This window comes from Luteimonas sp. J29, from assembly GCF_000472505.1.
In the GTDB taxonomy this organism is placed as follows: Bacteria; Pseudomonadota; Gammaproteobacteria; order Xanthomonadales; family Xanthomonadaceae; genus Luteimonas.
Genome location: NZ_AWZR01000006.1, coordinates 271,972 through 288,090, shown reverse-complemented (window position 1 = coordinate 288,090; position 16,119 = coordinate 271,972). Strand labels below are relative to the sequence as shown.

The window sequence follows — 16,119 nt, the reverse complement described above, 5'->3', positions numbered from 1 at the left end:
GGATCAGTTCTGGACGTTCAGCTCGGTGCGACGGTTCACCTCGCTCTTGCACCCCGGCAGCGTCTGCGGGGTCGGCTCCAGCGGACGGCTCTCGCCGTAACCCACCGGGCCCGATAGACGGCTGGCGTCGATGCCGTTGCTGGTCAGGTAGTCGTACACCGCGGCCGCACGACGCTCCGACAGGCGCTGGTTGTAGGCGTCCGGACCGCACAGGTCGGTGTGGCCGGCCACTTCCACGCGCAGCTCCGGATAGCGGCGCAGGATCTCCACCGCCTCGTTCAGGATCTGCACCGCGTCAGGACGCAGCGTCGCCTTGTCGAAGTCGAAGTTCACGCCGTTCAGGTCGATCGTGATCGGCGCCGGCGGCGGCGGCGGAGCCGGCTCGGCCGCCGGCGGCGGCGGCGGCGGGGCCACCGGCTTGGTCGGCTCCGGACCCAGCGGGATGATCACGCCCAGCGACGCGATCACGTCGGAGAAGTAGCTCTCCTCCATCTGGTGCGGGTAGCCCGACGAGTCGGTGCCGCTCTCGGCCGCGTAGCTGCTGGTGTCGAAGTCGAAGCGGGTCGCCAGTTCGGCACGCACCGCCACGCGGCGCGAGAAGTCACCCTGCACGCCCACGCCGACCTTCGCCGCCAGGTTGCCGTCCTCGCGCTGCAGCGGCGATTCGGTGCCCGACGTCGCCACGTACTCCTCTTCCGAACGCTGGTAGCCCAGGCCGAACAGCAGGTACGGGGCCCAGTTGCGCTCCTCGCTGATGAAGTGGCGGCGGAAGTCCACCGACACGCCGTACTGGCTCCACAGCAGGTCGCTGTTGTGCTTGAACTGCGGGTTCTGGTAGTTCAGCGCGCCTTCCACCGACCACTCGGGGCTGATGAAGCGGCCCACGCCCAGGGCGGCGGCGAACGCGTCGTCCGTACGACGGTCTTCGTCCTGCAGGTTGTATCCGACCGAACCGGTGAGGTACCAGCGGTCGTCGTAGTCCTGCGCCAAAGCGGACTGGGCGACGCCGAGTCCGCCCAGGAGAGCGAGGCCGAGGATTGTCTTCTTCATTGTTTATGTTTCCTTGTGAGGGCTTCGAACTCGTCTAGTCAGGCCCCGCGCGCGGGTGCGTGAACGGCGCCTTGGCATGGTCCCCGTCCCGCCGCGAGGCTGAACGGACGCAGGCAGGTTAGATTTCGGGCCGTGAAGGGCATGTTAACGAGTAAATAACGACCGGCCGCGTTCCGGCGGCCCTGTTGCCTGCCGTTCATTCCCGCGGGTCGCCGATGCGGCGGGCGTCCGGCCCCCCGGGGGCCGCGCGGGAGGGCGCGGACCTGCGCATCCGGACGGACCGCACCTGCCCCGGTCTCACCGGGTGCGACGCCGCCGGTGGACACTGGCCGGCCCCGGGTTTGCCCACGCCCCGGCACCCCGCTAGGCTGATCGATTGGCGTCCGGCCCGGCGCGCTCCCTCCCCCCCTTCTGATATCCGGAACCCCTGCCAGATGGCGATGGACACCATCCGCATCCGCGGTGCCCGTACCCACAACCTCAAGAACATCGACCTCGACCTGCCCCGCGACAAGCTGATCGTGATCACGGGCCTGTCCGGGTCGGGCAAGTCCTCGCTCGCCTTCGACACCATCTACGCCGAGGGCCAGCGCCGCTACGTCGAGTCGCTGTCCGCCTACGCGCGCCAGTTCCTGAGCGTGATGGAGAAGCCGGACGTCGACCACATCGAGGGCCTGAGCCCGGCGATCTCGATCGAGCAGAAGTCGACCAGCCACAACCCGCGCTCGACCGTCGGCACCATCACCGAGATCTACGACTACCTGCGCCTGCTCTACGCCCGGGTGGGCATCCCCCGGTGTCCGGACCACGGTTACCCGCTCGAGGCGCAGACGGTCAGCCAGATGGTCGACCAGGTCCTGGCGCTCGACCCCGAGACCCGCTGGATGCTGCTGGCCCCGGTGGTCCGCGAGCGCAAGGGCGAGCACGCCCAGGTGTTCGAGCAGCTTCGCGCCCAGGGCTACGTGCGGGTGCGGGTGGACGGGGTGCTGCACGAGATCGACGCGGTGCCGCCGCTGGCCCTGCGCCAGAAGCACACCATCGAGGCGGTGATCGACCGGTTCCGGGTGCGCGAGGACCTCAAGCAGCGCCTGGCCGAGTCGTTCGAGACCGCGCTCAAGCTGGGCGACGGGATGGCCTCGGTCCAGGCCATCGATGGCGACGCCGCGGCCCAGCCGCTGCTGTTCTCCTCGCGCTACAGCTGCCCGGTCTGCGACTACGCCCTGCCCGAGCTCGAGCCACGGCTGTTCTCGTTCAACTCGCCGGTCGGCGCCTGCCCGACCTGCGACGGCCTGGGCGTGTCCCGGTTCTTCGACCCGGCCCGGGTGGTGGTGCACCCCGAACTGTCGCTGGCCGCGGGCGCGGTGCGCGGCTGGGACCGCCGCAACGCCTATTACTTCCAGTTGATCCAGTCGCTGGCCCGGCACTACGGCTTCAGCGTCGACACGCCGTGGCAGGACCTGCCCGAGGAATCGCGCCAGGCGGTGCTGTTCGGCAGCGGCGACACCACCATCACGTTCACCTATCTCACCGATTCGGGCAGCCGCACCCAGCGCAAGCACCGCTTCGAGGGGATCATCCCCAACCTGGAGCGCCGCTACCGCGAGACCGAGTCGGCGGCGGTGCGCGAGGAGCTGGCCAAGTACATCAGCGAGCGCCCCTGCGTGGACTGCGGCGGCGCGCGCCTGAACCGCGCCGCGCGCAACGTGTTCGTCGCCGAGCGGCCGCTGCACGACGTGGTGGTGATGCCGATCGACGAGGCGCTGCGCTTCTTCGGCGAATTGCACCTGCCCGGCTGGCGCGGCGAGATCGCCAGCCGCATCGTCAAGGAGATCCGCGAGCGGCTGAGCTTCCTGGTGGACGTGGGCCTGGACTACCTCACCCTGGAGCGCAAGGCCGACTCGCTGTCCGGCGGCGAGGCCCAGCGCATCCGCCTGGCCAGCCAGATCGGCGCCGGGCTGGTCGGCGTGATGTACGTGCTCGACGAACCGTCGATCGGCCTGCACCAGCGCGACAACGAGCGCCTGCTCGGCACCCTCACCCGCCTGCGCGACCTCGGCAACACGGTGATCGTGGTCGAGCACGACGAGGACGCGATCCGGCTCGCCGACCACATCGTCGACATCGGACCGGCCGCCGGTGTGCACGGCGGCGAGGTGGTGGCCCAGGGCACGCTGCAGGACGTACTCAAGGCGCCGCGCTCGCTCACCGGCCAGTACCTGTCGGGCAAGCGCTCGATCGCGGTGCCGACGCGGCGCACGAAGCCCAACCCGAAGATGAAGCTGCGGCTGCTCGGCGCCTCGGGCAACAACCTAAAGGACGTCGACCTCACCATCCACGCCGGCCTGTTCACCGCCATCACCGGCGTCTCCGGATCGGGCAAGTCGACCCTGATCAACGACACCCTCTACTCCCTGGCCGCGAACGAGATCAACGGCGCCTCGCACACCCCGGCGCCGTACCGCGAGGTCCACGGGCTGGACCTGTTCGACAAGGTGGTGGACATCGACCAGTCCCCCATCGGCCGCACGCCGCGCTCGAACCCGGCCACCTACACCGGCCTGTTCACGCCGCTGCGCGAGCTGTTCGCGCAGGTGCCCGAGGCGCGCGCCCGCGGCTATTCGCCGGGGCGCTTCAGCTTCAACGTGCGCGGCGGCCGCTGCGAGGCCTGCCAGGGCGACGGGCTGATCAAGGTCGAGATGCACTTCCTGCCCGACGTCTACGTGCCCTGCGACGTCTGCCACGGCAAGCGCTACAACCGCGAGACGCTGGAGATCCGCTACAAGGGCTACAGCATCCACGACGTGCTGGAAATGACCGTGGAGGATGCGCTGGCCCTGTTCGAGCCGGTGCCCGCGATCGCGCGCAAGCTCGAGACCCTGCTCGACGTCGGCCTGAGCTACATCAAGCTGGGCCAGCCGGCGACCACGCTCTCCGGCGGCGAGGCGCAGCGGGTGAAGCTGTCGAAGGAGCTGTCGCGCCGCGATACCGGCCGGACCCTCTACATCCTCGACGAGCCGACCACAGGCCTGCACTTCCACGACATCGAGCATCTGCTCGCGGTGCTGCACAAGCTGCGCGACGACGGCAACACCGTGGTCGTGATCGAGCACAACCTCGACGTGATCAAGACCGCGGACTGGGTGGTCGACCTCGGTCCCGAGGGCGGCCACCGCGGCGGCACGATCGTCGCCGAAGGCACGCCCGAACAGCTGGCTGCCGTCGAGCACTCCCATACCGGGCGCTTCCTGGCCAAGGTGCTCGGCACCGAGCGTCCGCGCCGGCGCAGGACGGCGGCGGCCTGACCCCCGCCGCCGCCCCTTTCCTCCCCCAACGCCGATCCACCCGCATGAGCCTCGACAACAAGACCACGCTGATCCGCCTGCCGATCGAGCTGCGCTGGCGCGACCTGGACGCGCTCAACCACGTCAACAACTCCAATTTCATGACCTACCTGGAGGAGGCGCGGATCCGCTGGTTCCAGTCGCTGGGCGAGCCGTGGATGACGGACGCGGTGATGCCGCTGCTGGCCGCGGTGCAGATGAACTACCGGGTGCCAATCCCGTATCCGGCGCGGGTGGTGGTGGAGCTGTCCGGCGACCGGGTCGGCAACAGCAGCGTCACCCTCGGCCATCGCATCGCCAGCGAGGACGGCACCGTCCTCTACGCCGACGGGCACGTGGTGATGGTCTGGATCGACCGCGCGAGCGGGCGCCCGACGCCGCTCCCGGACGCGGTGCGCCGGCTCGCGTCGGGCGGGGCCTGACCCGGACGGACGTCGCCGCGGCTACAGCGCGCCGGGTGCGCGCACCTGGAAGCCGGCCGCCAGCCGGCGGCCATCGTCCAGCTCGAGTTCCACTTCCAGCGTGCTGCCTTCGACGGCCTCGTCCTTCGGCTGCATCAGCATCAGGTGCAGGCCGCCCGGCGCGAGCACGACCGTGCCGCGGGCCGGCACGTCCAGGGCCTCCACGTGGCGCATGCGGCTCACGCCGTCCACGCGCGTGGTCTCGTGCAGCTCGACCGCACCGAACGCGGGGCTGCGCGCGGCGACGATCCGCACCGGTTCGGCGCACGGATTCCGGATCTCGGCGAAGCCCGCCATCATCGGCATCGCCATCGGCGGCTTGCGGATCCAGGCGGAGTCGATTTCGGGAAGGCAGTCGCCGGCGCGCGCGGCGCCGGACAGCGCGAGCAGCAGCGTCGCGCCCAGGAGCGGGATGGAAGCGTTCATGGCGCGGCTATGATAGCCGCCTTCCACGCAAGGGACCTGGCGCCATGATCGAACGCAGCCGGCACGACGGCATCCACGAGTTGCGCCTGGCGCGGCCGCCGGTGAACGCGCTCGACCCCACGCTGTGCGGGCTGCTGCGCGAAGCGGTCGACAGGGCGGTCGCCGACGGTGCGCGGGGCATCGTGCTCAGCGGCGCGCCCGGCGTGTTCTCCGCCGGGCTCGACGTGCCGTTCCTGCTGCAGCTCGACCGCACCGACCAGGTGCGCGCGGCCTGGGACGCCTTCATCGAGGCCGCGCGCGCACTGGCGCGTTCGCCGGTCCCGGTGGCCGCCGCGCTCACCGGCCACGCGCCGGCCGGCGGCTGCGTGCTGGCGCTGTGCTGCGACTACCGGGTGATGGCCGAAGGCGATTTCCGCATCGGGCTCAACGAGACCCAGGTCGGCCTGGTCGCACCGGAGGGCATCCAGCGGCTCATGCGCCGCGTCGTCGGCCCGCACCGCGCCGAACGGCTGCTGGTCGGCGGCGAGATGGTCGATGCGCAGCGCGCGCTCGCGATCGGGCTGGTGGACGAGCTGGCGCCGGCCGAGGACGTGCCGCAACGCGCGCATGCGTGGCTGGCCGGGCTGCTGGCGTTGCCGGCCAGGCCGGTGCTCGCCACCCGCGCGATCGCGCGCGCCGAAGTGGTCGAGGCACTCCGGCCGGAGCTGCTGGACCTGGACAACTTCATCGCGTCCTGGACCGAACCCGATACCCAGGCCGCGCTGAAGGCGCTGGTGGTCCGGCTCGGCAAGTAGGCTCGCCCGGCCCTTCGACCGCGGACGCTCAATCCCCGGTGGCGACCGGCCGCGCCGGATCGTCGATCCAGCCGCTCCACGAACCGGTGAACAGGCGCGCGCCGCGCAGCCCCGCATGCTCCAGCGCGAGCAGGTGATGGCAGGCCGTCACGCCCGACCCGCACATCGCCACCAGCGCCTCCGGGCCGCGCCAGCCGGGCAGCGCCTCGAACTCCGCGCGCAGGCGCGCGGGCGCCTTGAAGCGACCCGCGTCCAGATTGGCCATATACGGACGGTTGACCGCACCGGGCACGTGGCCGGCCACCGGGTCGATCGGCTCGACCTCGCCGCGGAACCGCTCCGGCGCGCGCGCGTCGACCAGCAACCCGCCCTGCGCCAGGTGGCACGCGATCGCGTCGGCGTCCAGCAGCCGGCTCGCGTCGAAGGCCCCCGCGAAGACGGCAGGCTCGGGCGCGGGTTCGGACACCGCATCGTCCACCGGCAGGCCGAGCGCGGTCCAGCGCGCGAAGCCGCCGTCGAGGACCGCCACCGCCTCGTGGCCCAGCATCCGCAGCAGGCACCACAGGCGCGCGGCGAAGGCACCGTCGCCGGCATCGTAGGCCACGACCCGGGTGCGCGGGGAAATGCCCCAGGCCGACAGGCGCCCGGTGAACGCCTCCGCGTCCGGCCACGGATGGCGGCCGCAGCCGGGACCATGCGGGCCCGACAGGTCCCGGTCCAGGTGCGCGTAGCGCGCGCCCGGGATGCGCGCACGACCGTATTCGCGTTCGCCGGCCGCGGGATCGGCCAGCGAGAAGCGGCAATCGACCACCACCAGGCCGGGCGCGCCCAGCGCGGCCGCGAGGGTCTCCGGCTGCACCAGGGTGTTCCACTCGCGCGTGCTCATCGCATGCCCTCCAGCCGCTGGCGCAGGTTGTACAGGATCGAGGCGGTGACGCCCCAGATGCGCTGGTCCGGGGCGCCGGGATACGGAATGAACTCCAGCACCCGGCGCGGGCGCCCGGCGAACTCGATGGTCAGCGCACGCAGGTGGTCGGGCGCGAGCAGGAACGACATCGGCACCTCGAACACCGCCGCCACTTCGGCGGGATCGGGACGCGCCACGAAGCCCGGATCGACCTGCGCGATCAGCGGCACCACACGGAAACCGGTGACCGTGCGCACCGGGTCGAGATAACCGAGCGGCCGCGCCTGGACGCGCGCCAGGCCGATCTCCTCCGCGGCCTCGCGCAGCGCGGCATCGAGCGCGCCGGCGTCGTCGGGATCGAGTCGCCCGCCGGGCAGGCTCACCTGGCCGGCATGCAGGCGCAGCCCGTCGTTGCGCCGGGTGAGCAGCAGGTTCAGGTCGTCGCCGCGGTCGACCAGGCCGAGCAGCACCGCGGCCGGCCTGGGCGGCGCGGATCCAAGCAGCCCGTCGAGCTCGTCGAGGTTCCACTCCGGGCCGCCGGGTTCGGCGTCGAGCGGATGCACCGCGCGGACGATCCGCTCCAGCGATGTCGGACCCGCCATGCTCATGCCGTACGCTGCCGGCCGCGACGCGGCAGCTCCTCCTCCATCAGCCGCAGGCGCTCGGCGTCGGCCATCGACCGCCAGCGTGCGATCTCGTCGCGGTTGCGGTGGCAGCCCAGGCACAGCCCGTCGGCATCGAGCATGCACACCCCGATGCAGGGGGTGGGGATCGGCTGCAGGAGGCTGTTCATCCGGACAATCGCAACAGGTCGGGCTGGAAAACGCAAAACGCCGGCGGGCAGCCGGCGCTTGCGTGGTGCCGCGGCCCGCCGGCGATGCCGGCCTGGCCGACGCGCCGTGGGCCGGTGGCCCGCGGCGAACTACTTGATGCTGACCAGCTTGACGTCGAACACGACCGCCTGGTTCGCCATGCGGCCGGCGCGCATGTCGGTGCCGTAGGCCTTGTCGCCCGGCAGCACCACTTCCCAGCGCGCACCGGTCGGCATCTGCAGCAGCGCCTCGCGCAGGCCCGCCAGCGGGATCTGGCTCACCTTCAGCGTCACCGGCCCGGCCTGCTGGCCTTCCGGCGCCTGCGAGGTATCGACGAACACCGTGCCGTCGGGCAGCGTGCCGCGGTAGTTGAGCACCACGTCGCTGTTCTGGGTCGGCTTGGCGCCGCTGCCGGCCTCGATCACGCGGTACTGCACAGTGCTGCCCGGCAGGGTGCGCACGCCTTCCTTGGACCGGTTCTGGGCCAGGAACGCATCGCTCTGCGCCTTGTTCTCGCTCGCCAGCTTGGCGAACTCGGCCTCGAGCTTGGCCTGCTGGCGGCGCTGCATGTTCTCGACCGCGGTCTTGAGTTCCTCGACCGGCACGGCGGGCTGCTTCTTGGCGTAGGCGTCCTGGATGGCCTTGATCACGGTGTTCACGTCGACCTGCTCACCGCGCGCCGCCAGTTCGGCCAGTTCGACACCGGTGTTGAAGCCGATGGCGTAGCTCAGCTTCCCCCTCTCGGACGACGTGTCCTGCGCGGAAGCCGCGGCGGAAACCAGGGTCATTGCCGCGAGCGAGGCGGCAAGCAAACGCAATTTCATTCGGTCACTCTCCAGAGGGGTACGTTCGGCCGGCACTCGGCCCAGACACGACACGGGGCGGTCGAGCCGCCCCCTGCAGGACGCGCTAGGATAGCGGCCGGGGGGCTTAACCGCCACTGACGCCTCCCTGTGACCCGGAGGCGCGCGACAAGTTCCCGTCCCCGTGCCCTTCGACCACCTTCCAGCCTTCTTCACATGAGCGACGCCTGCCTGCGCATCGACGACCATGACGCCATCCGGGTGATCACCGTGCACCGCCCGGAGCGCCTGAACGCCCTGGACTCGGCCACCATCGACGCCCTCCACGCCGCCGCCGACGCGGCCGCGGCCGATCCCGCCGTGCGGGTCGTGGTGCTCACCGGCGCCGGCCCCAAGGCCTTCGTGGCCGGTGCGGACATCAGTGAGATGTCCGGCCTGACCCCGGCCGAGGGCCGCGATTTCGCCCTGCGCGGGCAGCGGATGATGCGACGGCTGGAGCGCCTGCCCAAGCCGGTCATCGCGATGGTCAACGGCTACGCCCTGGGAGGCGGACTGGAACTGGCCATGAGCTGCCACCTGCGCATCGCCGCCGACACCGCCCGCATGGGCCAGCCCGAGATCGGCCTGGGCCTGGTGCCCGGCTTCGGCGGCACCCAGCGCCTGCTGCGCCTGGCCGGCCGCGCCGCGGCCCTGGAACTTTGCCTGACCGGCGAGCCCGTCGACGCGGCGCGCGCGCTGCAGCTGGGACTGGTCAACCGCGTCGTCCCGGCCGCCGAGCTCGAGGCCGAGACCATGGCACTGGCCCGCCGCCTGGCCGCAGCCGCGCCGCTGGCCTTGCGCGGCATCCTGGACTGCATCCTGGCCGGCGGCGAATGCGCCATCGAGGAAGGGCTCGACTACGAGGCCACCCAGTTCGGCCTGGTGTTCGCGAGCGAGGACATGCGCGAGGGCACCCGGGCCTTCCTCGAGAAGCGCAAGCCGGTGTTCCACGGGCGCTGAGACCGCATGCGGGACCCGGGCGGCCATTCCAGCAACGACATCGACAGGCCGGATCCGTCGCGGATCGCGGCCCTGCTGCGCGCGGACGACCTGGACGCCGCGCTCGACGCCGGGCTGATGGCGCTGGACGCAGGCGCCACCGGCATCCTGCCCCCGGACGACCAGGCCCTCGTCGCCCGCACCCGGCAGCGGCTGCAGGCCGCGTGGGACGCACGCGAGCGTTACCGGGCCCGCGCCGCGCGCCTGGCCCGCCGTGCCGCCGAACGCGAGGCCAAGCGTCGGGCGGCGACGCCGGCCGGTCCCGCCGCCAGCCCCCGTCCAGCGCTGCCCGCGGCTGCCGCGGCTGCCCTCGCCCGCGCCAGGGCCCGCGCCGGGCGCCCATGAGCGCGGCGCGATCGTCCACGGTGCGCGCGCGCAAGGCGCGGGGCACCGGCCGGCGACGCAGCCGGCTGTCGCCGGCCGAGGTCCACGCGCTGTTCTCGCGCCTGGCCGAGATCGATCCGGCACCCACCACCGAGCTCGAATACAGCACCCCCTTCGAACTGCTGGTCGCCGTCGTGCTCTCGGCACAGGCCACCGACGTGGGGGTGAACAAGGCCACGCGGCGCCTGTTTCCGGTGGCCAACACGCCGCAGGCGATCCTCGACCTGGGCGAGGAAGGCCTCAAGCGCTACATCTCGACGATCGGCCTGTTCAACGCCAAGGCGAAGAACGTGATCGCGCTGTGCCGGATCCTGCTGGAGAAGCATGGCGGCGAGGTCCCGCGCACGCGCGAGGAACTCGAAGCGCTTCCGGGCGTCGGGCGCAAGACCGCCAACGTGGTGCTCAACACCGTGTTCGGAGAAGGCACGATCGCGGTCGACACCCACATCTTCCGGGTCGCCAACCGCACCGGACTGGCTCCGGGCAAGGACGTGCGCGAGGTCGAGGACGGGCTGATGCGGGTGGTGCCCGGGGAGTTCCTGCTGGGGGCGCACCACTGGCTGATCCTGCACGGGCGCTACGTCTGCAAGGCACGCCGGCCGGACTGCCCGAAGTGCATCATCCGCGACCTGTGCCGGTATCCGGACAAGACCCCGCCGGATCCCGGTCGCGACTGACCCCGCCACCGCGGCCGCGCCAGCGCCCCGCATCGATCTCCCGCGCAGGCCGGCCTGTCCGGCATCGACGCCCGAATGCGTTCATGTGGACGGGGGGAAGGCGGGGCATTCGCGCCCCGGACACGGCACGGACGTCGCCGGTCTCCGCCGAGCCACGATCCGAAGATGCCGACGCCAGCCATGACGCCGCCAGCCATTCCGCACCTGCCACGATGCGCGCCGGCGGCGACCGCGCGCACCGGCGCACCGTCCACGGCGGGGAGCGACTGACGCATGTGCGGGCTGGCCGGTTTCGCAGGCGGCGTCGCGCCGACCCCGGAGGATCGCCTCGACCTGGAGCGGATGATCGCCACGCTCCACCACCGTGGCCCGGATGCGCACGGCGTCCACCTCTCCCCCGGCGTCGGCCTGGCCCACGCCCGGCTGTCGATCATCGACCTGGCCACCGGCCAGCAGCCGCTGCACGACGGCAGCGGGTCGGTCTGGACGGTCTTCAACGGCGAGATCTTCAACTTCCTCGAGCTGCGCCGGGAGCTCGAACGCGACGGCTACACGTTCCGCACCAGTTCCGACACCGAGGTGATCGTCCACCTCTACCACCGCGACGGCGACCGGTTCGTGGAACGCCTCAACGGCCAGTTCGCGATCGCGCTCTGGGACGCGCGGCGCCGGCGCCTCGTCCTCGCCCGCGACCGCGCCGGCATCCGCCCGCTGTACCACGTGCGTGCGCGCGGCAGGCTCTGGTTCGCCTCCGAGGTGAAGGCACTGCTCGCCGCGCTGCCCGAATGCGCGCGCCTGGACCCGGACGGACTGGTCCAGGCCTTCACCTTCTGGGGACCGTCCGACCCCGACACGCTGTTCGAGGGCGTGCGCAGCCTGCCGCCCGGGCACCTGCTGGCGCTCGAGGCCGACGGCCGCGAAATCCTCACCCGCTACTGGGACTGGGATTTCCCCGACGCGGGTGCCGCCGCGCCGTTCGCCTCGTTCGACGAGGCGGTCGAGGACCTGCGCGGGCTGCTGCTCGATGCGGTGCGCCTGCAGCTGCGCGCCGACGTGCCGGTGGGCGCCTACCTCAGCGGCGGACTGGATTCCTCCGGCATCGTGGCGCTCGCGCGCCAGGCCGGCATCGCGTCGGTGCGCACCTTCTCGGTCACCTTCGACGACGCCGAGTTCGACGAGCGCGAGCAGCAGCAGGCCATGGTCCGCCACCTGGGCACCGCGCACACCACCTTGCACTGCACCCGCCGCGACATCGCCGACGCGTTCCCCGCGCTGGTCCGCCACACCGAGGCGCCGGTGCTGCGCACGGCGCCCGTGCCGCTGATGCTGCTCTCGGGCGAAGTGCGCCGCAGCGGCTACAAGGTCGTGCTGACCGGCGAAGGCGCCGACGAGGTGTTCGCGGGCTACGACCTGTTCAAGGAAGCCAAGGTACGCCGGTTCTGGGCGCGCCAGCCGGACTCGGCCTGGCGCCACCTGCTGCTCGGCCGGCTGTACGGCTACCTGGCCAATTCCCCGGTCGGCACGCCGGGCTTCGCCCGCGCGTTCTTCGCCCAGGGCCTGGAGCACATCGACCGGCCCGTGTTCTCGCACGTGCCGCGGTGGACGACGTCGGGCCGGGCGCTCGCCTTCCTCGCCCCGGAGCTGCAGGCGCGTGCCGCGGCGTTCGATCCGCTCGCGTTCCAGGAAGGTCGGCTGCCGCCGCAGGCGTCGCGTTGGGCGCCGCTCGCACGCGACCAGTACCTCGAGGCGAAATCGCTGATGGCCGGCTACCTGCTGTCCTCGCAGGGCGACCGCGTGGCGATGGCCAACTCGATCGAGGGTCGGTTCCCGTTCCTCGACCACCGGGTCATCGAATTCGCCAACCGCCTGCCGCCGCACTGGAAGCTGCGCGGCCTGACCGAGAAGCACATCCTGCGCAGGGCGCTGGAGCCGCTGCTGCCGCCCGAGATCGCGCGCCGCACCAAGCAGCCCTACCGCGCGCCGGACGCGAGCAGCTTCTTCGAGCACGGGCGACCGGCCGACTACGTGGCCGAGCTGCTGTCGCCCGGACGCATCCGCGACGCCGGCCTGTTCGATCCGGCCCGGGTCGGGATGTTGCTGGAGAAGTGCCGGCGCGGAGGCGCCACCGGCTTCGGCGACAACCAGGCCTTCGTCGGCATTCTCTCGACGATGCTGCTGCACGACACTTTCATCCGCCGCCGCGACGCGACGGCGCCCGAACTACGCGCCACTGGAACGGAGTAACCCATGACCGAGCAGGCCATCCGCGAGAAGATCCGCGGCCACATCCTGGAGAACATGATGTTCACCGACGATCCGTCGCGCCTGCCCGACGATGCGTCGCTGCTGGAGATGGGCATCATCGACTCGACCGGCGTGCTCGAGCTGGTGCTGCTGATGGAGGAGAACTTCGCGATGAAGGTGCAGGACGCCGCGATCATCCCGGAGAACTTCGACTCGGTGGACCGGATGGTCTCGTTCGTCATGCGCTCGAAGTCCGCATGACCCCGGAGGACGCGTACGCCACCAGGCTCGAGCGGCTGCGCCGGGCCTGGCACCCCAATCCCGACAAGCCGGAGGAGTCGCCCGAGAACACGCTGCTGGCGCTGGCGTGGACCGCGGCCGGCCAGCCGCGCTCGGCGGTCGCCGCCGGGGCCTCGGACGCGCTGCCCGGGCTGGACGCGGCCGCACTGGAGCGCCTCGACGCGCTTGTGGCGCAGCGCCTGGCCGGGGTGCCGCTCGCCCACATTACCGGCCGCCAGCACTTCATGGGCCTGGAGCTGGCCGCGGGCCCGGAGGCGCTGATTCCGCGCGCCGAAACCGAACTGCTGGGACGCGCCGCGATCGACCTCGCGCTTGCCACGGGCGCACGCGTGGCCGTCGACGTCTGCACCGGATCGGGCAACCTTGCCCTCGCGCTTGCGCACCACGTGGAGGGGCTCGAGGTGCACGGCGCGGACCTGAGCGAGGAAGCGGTCGGCCTGGCCCGCCGCAATGCCGCGATGCTGGGGCTGGAGCAACGCGTGCGCTTCCGCGCCGGCGACCTGCTGGCGCCGTTCGACTCGCCGCAGTTCCACGGCGGCGTCGACCTGGTGGTGTGCAACCCGCCCTACATCAGCAGCGGCAAGGTGGCGGCGATGGACCCGGAGATCTCCGGCCACGAACCGCGCCTGGCCTTCGACGGCGGCACGCTCGGCGTGTCGATCCTGACCCGGCTGATGCACGAGGCCCCGCCCCTGCTGCGCGTGGGCGGCTGGTTGGCGTTCGAGGTCGGCACCGGCCAGGGCACGACGATGGCGCGGCGGCTGCGCAACGATCCGGCCTGGGACGACGTGCGCGAATGCAGCGACGGCCACGGCGTCGTGCGGGCGGTGCTCGCCCGGCGCCGCGCGGACAACGGAGGCACCTGATGGGCGGACTGGAATGGAGCGTGCTCGACATCGACTACGGCCGGGAGGCCGAGCGGATCTGCGCCGGCCTGCGCGAAGCCGTGGCCACGCGGCTGCGCCGGCGCGGCGTGGTGGTGGCGATCTCCGGCGGCATCGACAGCTCGGTCTGCGCGGCGCTCGCGGTGCGCGCGTTCGGGCCCGGCAGGGTGCACCTGCTGATCCTGCCCGAGCATGATTCGGACCCCGACAGCGCCGCGCGCGCGAACCTGCTGGCATCGCACCTGGGCGTCGAACCGCAGACGTTCGACATCGCCCCGGCGCTCGAGGCCATCGGTGCCTATGCCGCGCGCGACGCGGCGGTGCGCACCGTGCTTCCGGAGTACGACGACCGCTGGAAGATGAAGCTGGCGATCTCCGGCGGCAGCGAGGGCGCGATCAACCGCTTCCGCCTGGTCGCGCGCTCGCCCGACGGCGCCATGCACGAGCGCGAGCTGCGCCTGCACGAGTACCTCACCATCGTCGCCGCCACCAGCTACAAGCAGCGGCTGCGCAAGACGATCGAGTACTTCCATGCCGACCGCCTCCACTACGCGGTCGTCGGCACGCCCAACCGGCTGGAATACGACCAGGGCTTCTTCGTCAAGAACGGCGACGGCTCGGCCGACGTCAAGCCGATCGCGCACCTGTACAAGACCCAGGTCTACGGCATGGCCCGCCACCTCGGCCTGCCCGACCGCCTGTGCGAGGCGCAGCCGACCACCGACACCTACAGTCTCGAGCAGGGCCAGGACGAGTTCTACTTCGCCCTGCCCTATCGCTCGATGGACCTGGCGCTGTGGGCACTCGAGCACGGGGTCGAAGCCGGCGAACTGGCGAAGGCGCTCGACATCACCCCGGTCCAGGCCGCGGCGGTGTACGAGGACATCGCGCGCAAGCGCCGCACCACGCGGCCGCTGCACCTGCGCCCGCTGCTGCTGGGCACGGTGCCTTCGGTGGACGCGGCCACATGAGCGCGCAGGCGCACGGCGGCTACCGCGTGGAGGAAGCCGACCTCGCCCGCGACGGCGACGCGGCGGTGGGGGTCTGGCGCGCCAGCCTGCGCGATGGCGCCGGCCGGGCGGCGAAGCTGGAGTGGTTCTACCGGGCCGCGCCCGAGGGCGCGCACCTGCAGGTGCTGCGACCCGGGACCGGCCACGAGATCCTGGGCACCGCGGGCGTGGGCTGGCGCCGCATGCGCGCGGGCGCGCGCACGCTGCGCGGCGGGCTGCTCGCGGACATGGCGGTGCTGCCCGGCCACCGCACCCTGGGCCCGGCCATGCAGCTGCAGCGCGCGGCGAGCGACCGTGCGCTGGCCGAGGGCGACCTGGTGTACGGGTTCCCCAACGCCAATGCGGTGCCGGTGGTGAAGCGGCTCGGCTACGTGCACCTCGGCGACATGGTGCTCTACGTCCGCGCCCTGCGCCACGCGCCCTACCTCGAACGCCGCCTGCCCCGGCCGCTCGCGACCCTGCTCGGGCGCGCCATCGACACCGCGTTCGCGCTGCGCGACCGGCTGCGCAACCTGCACCGCGGCGCCCTGCACGCGCAATGGAGCGAAGGGCCCCTGGACCTGGTGCACCCGCGCTGGCCGCGGCCGGGCATGCTCGAAGGCGTGCGCGACAGGGCCGCGCTCGAATGGCGCTTCGCCCACAACCCGCTGGCCGCCTTCCGCTTCCTGTACCTGCGCCGCGCACCCGACGCGCAGCCCATGGCCTGGTTCGTATGCCGCCGCGACGGCGACGTGCTGCACATCGCCGATTTCGGCTTCGCCCCGGGCGCCCCGGTGGCCCACTGCGTCGCGACCCTGGCGCGCGAGGCGACCGCCCGGGGCGGGCGGTCGCTGCTGGTGGAATGCTGCCTGCCGGACGAGGAACGCTCGGCGCTGCTTCGCGCCGGGTTCCGCGAACGGCAGCGGCGCCCGATCTACGCCCGCTGGCGCGACCCGGAGCAGGCCGCGCGGGCGGTGCGGTTCACCTCGTTCGACGAGGACGAATAACG

General features: G+C 72.1%; 14 protein-coding genes and 2 pseudogenes. 11 read left to right on the top strand and 5 right to left on the bottom strand.

The window, feature by feature from the left end:
• Nucleotides 1-3 precede the first annotated feature (3 nt).
• Nucleotides 4-1,050: an OmpA family protein gene (locus LUTJ29_RS0112085; protein ID WP_027072737.1), complete on the bottom strand. Its 1,047-nt coding sequence runs from the start codon at nucleotides 1,048-1,050 to the stop codon at nucleotides 4-6.
• Nucleotides 1,051-1,484: 434 nt separating this feature from the next.
• On the opposite strand from LUTJ29_RS0112085, the pseudogene uvrA reads away from it, so the two are divergent.
• Both uvrA and LUTJ29_RS0112075 read left to right on the top strand, forming a co-directional pair.
• Nucleotides 1,485-4,310 (top strand): annotated as a pseudogene (gene uvrA / locus LUTJ29_RS17320) (excinuclease ABC subunit UvrA); the annotation flags it as partial.
• An 86-nt stretch (nucleotides 4,311-4,396) separates the two neighbouring features.
• Nucleotides 4,397-4,813 (top strand): thioesterase family protein, encoded by a 417-nt coding sequence (locus tag LUTJ29_RS0112075; protein WP_027072736.1) that lies wholly within the window; start codon nucleotides 4,397-4,399, stop codon nucleotides 4,811-4,813.
• A 21-nt stretch (nucleotides 4,814-4,834) separates the two neighbouring features.
• On the opposite strand, the gene LUTJ29_RS0112070 is transcribed toward LUTJ29_RS0112075, so the two are convergent.
• On the bottom strand, nucleotides 4,835-5,278 hold the full coding sequence (locus tag LUTJ29_RS0112070) for a copper chaperone PCu(A)C (RefSeq protein WP_027072735.1): 444 nt from the start codon (nucleotides 5,276-5,278) through the stop codon (nucleotides 4,835-4,837).
• A 44-nt stretch (nucleotides 5,279-5,322) separates the two neighbouring features.
• Here LUTJ29_RS0112070 and LUTJ29_RS0112065 point away from each other — a divergent pair, with 44 nt between their 5' ends.
• Nucleotides 5,323-6,072 carry an enoyl-CoA hydratase/isomerase family protein gene (locus tag LUTJ29_RS0112065; RefSeq protein ID WP_027072734.1) on the top strand — a complete coding sequence of 250 codons (750 nt, stop codon included), beginning with the start codon at nucleotides 5,323-5,325 and terminating at the stop codon, nucleotides 6,070-6,072.
• Between the two features lie 28 nt (nucleotides 6,073-6,100).
• Here the strand turns inward: LUTJ29_RS0112065 and LUTJ29_RS0112060 are convergent, their stop codons facing one another.
• The 3 genes and pseudogenes from LUTJ29_RS0112060 to LUTJ29_RS0112050 all read right to left on the bottom strand — a co-directional run bounded on the left by LUTJ29_RS0112060 (nucleotide 6,101) and on the right by LUTJ29_RS0112050 (nucleotide 8,615).
• Nucleotides 6,101-6,958, bottom strand: coding sequence for a sulfurtransferase (locus LUTJ29_RS0112060; RefSeq protein WP_027072733.1), 858 nt, complete (start codon nucleotides 6,956-6,958; stop codon nucleotides 6,101-6,103).
• Nucleotides 6,955-7,772: pseudogene (locus LUTJ29_RS17315) on the bottom strand (DUF1289 domain-containing protein). Before LUTJ29_RS17315 ends, LUTJ29_RS0112060 begins: the two are co-directional and overlap by 4 nt.
• Nucleotides 7,773-7,901: 129 nt before the next feature.
• Nucleotides 7,902-8,615, bottom strand: coding sequence for an FKBP-type peptidyl-prolyl cis-trans isomerase N-terminal domain-containing protein (locus LUTJ29_RS0112050; RefSeq protein WP_027072732.1), 714 nt, complete (start codon nucleotides 8,613-8,615; stop codon nucleotides 7,902-7,904).
• A gap of 195 nt (nucleotides 8,616-8,810) precedes the next feature.
• Between LUTJ29_RS0112050 and LUTJ29_RS0112045 the strand changes: the two genes are divergently transcribed.
• From LUTJ29_RS0112045 to LUTJ29_RS18165, 8 genes are all read left to right on the top strand, one after another.
• Nucleotides 8,811-9,593: an enoyl-CoA hydratase-related protein gene (locus LUTJ29_RS0112045; protein WP_027072731.1), complete on the top strand. Its 783-nt coding sequence runs from the start codon at nucleotides 8,811-8,813 to the stop codon at nucleotides 9,591-9,593.
• Nucleotides 9,594-9,599: 6 nt separating this feature from the next.
• Nucleotides 9,600-9,977, top strand: a complete 378-nt coding sequence (locus LUTJ29_RS0112040; RefSeq protein ID WP_051322970.1) for a hypothetical protein — start codon at nucleotides 9,600-9,602, stop codon at nucleotides 9,975-9,977.
• On the top strand, nucleotides 9,974-10,693 hold the full coding sequence (gene nth, locus LUTJ29_RS0112035; RefSeq protein WP_051322969.1) for an endonuclease III: 720 nt from the start codon (nucleotides 9,974-9,976) through the stop codon (nucleotides 10,691-10,693). The genes LUTJ29_RS0112040 and nth overlap by 4 nt, the downstream gene beginning before the upstream one ends.
• A 273-nt stretch (nucleotides 10,694-10,966) precedes the next feature.
• Nucleotides 10,967-12,937 (top strand): asparagine synthase (glutamine-hydrolyzing), encoded by a 1,971-nt coding sequence (gene asnB / locus LUTJ29_RS17310; RefSeq protein WP_051322968.1) that lies wholly within the window; start codon nucleotides 10,967-10,969, stop codon nucleotides 12,935-12,937.
• 3 nt (nucleotides 12,938-12,940) lie between these two features.
• Complete coding sequence (locus LUTJ29_RS0112025; RefSeq protein WP_027072728.1) at nucleotides 12,941-13,198, top strand: acyl carrier protein; 258 nt, start codon at nucleotides 12,941-12,943, stop codon at nucleotides 13,196-13,198.
• Nucleotides 13,195-14,103 carry a peptide chain release factor N(5)-glutamine methyltransferase gene (gene prmC / locus LUTJ29_RS0112020; RefSeq protein ID WP_027072727.1) on the top strand — a complete coding sequence of 303 codons (909 nt, stop codon included), beginning with the start codon at nucleotides 13,195-13,197 and terminating at the stop codon, nucleotides 14,101-14,103. Before LUTJ29_RS0112025 ends, prmC begins: the two co-directional genes overlap by 4 nt.
• On the top strand, nucleotides 14,103-15,092 hold the full coding sequence (gene nadE, locus LUTJ29_RS17305) for an NAD(+) synthase (RefSeq protein ID WP_043741252.1): 990 nt from the start codon (nucleotides 14,103-14,105) through the stop codon (nucleotides 15,090-15,092). The genes prmC and nadE overlap by 1 nt, the downstream gene beginning before the upstream one ends.
• Nucleotides 15,089-16,117, top strand: a complete 1,029-nt coding sequence (locus LUTJ29_RS18165; protein ID WP_051322967.1) for a hypothetical protein — start codon at nucleotides 15,089-15,091, stop codon at nucleotides 16,115-16,117. The genes nadE and LUTJ29_RS18165 overlap by 4 nt, the downstream gene beginning before the upstream one ends.
• The last annotated feature ends 2 nt before the right edge of the window (nucleotides 16,118-16,119 follow it).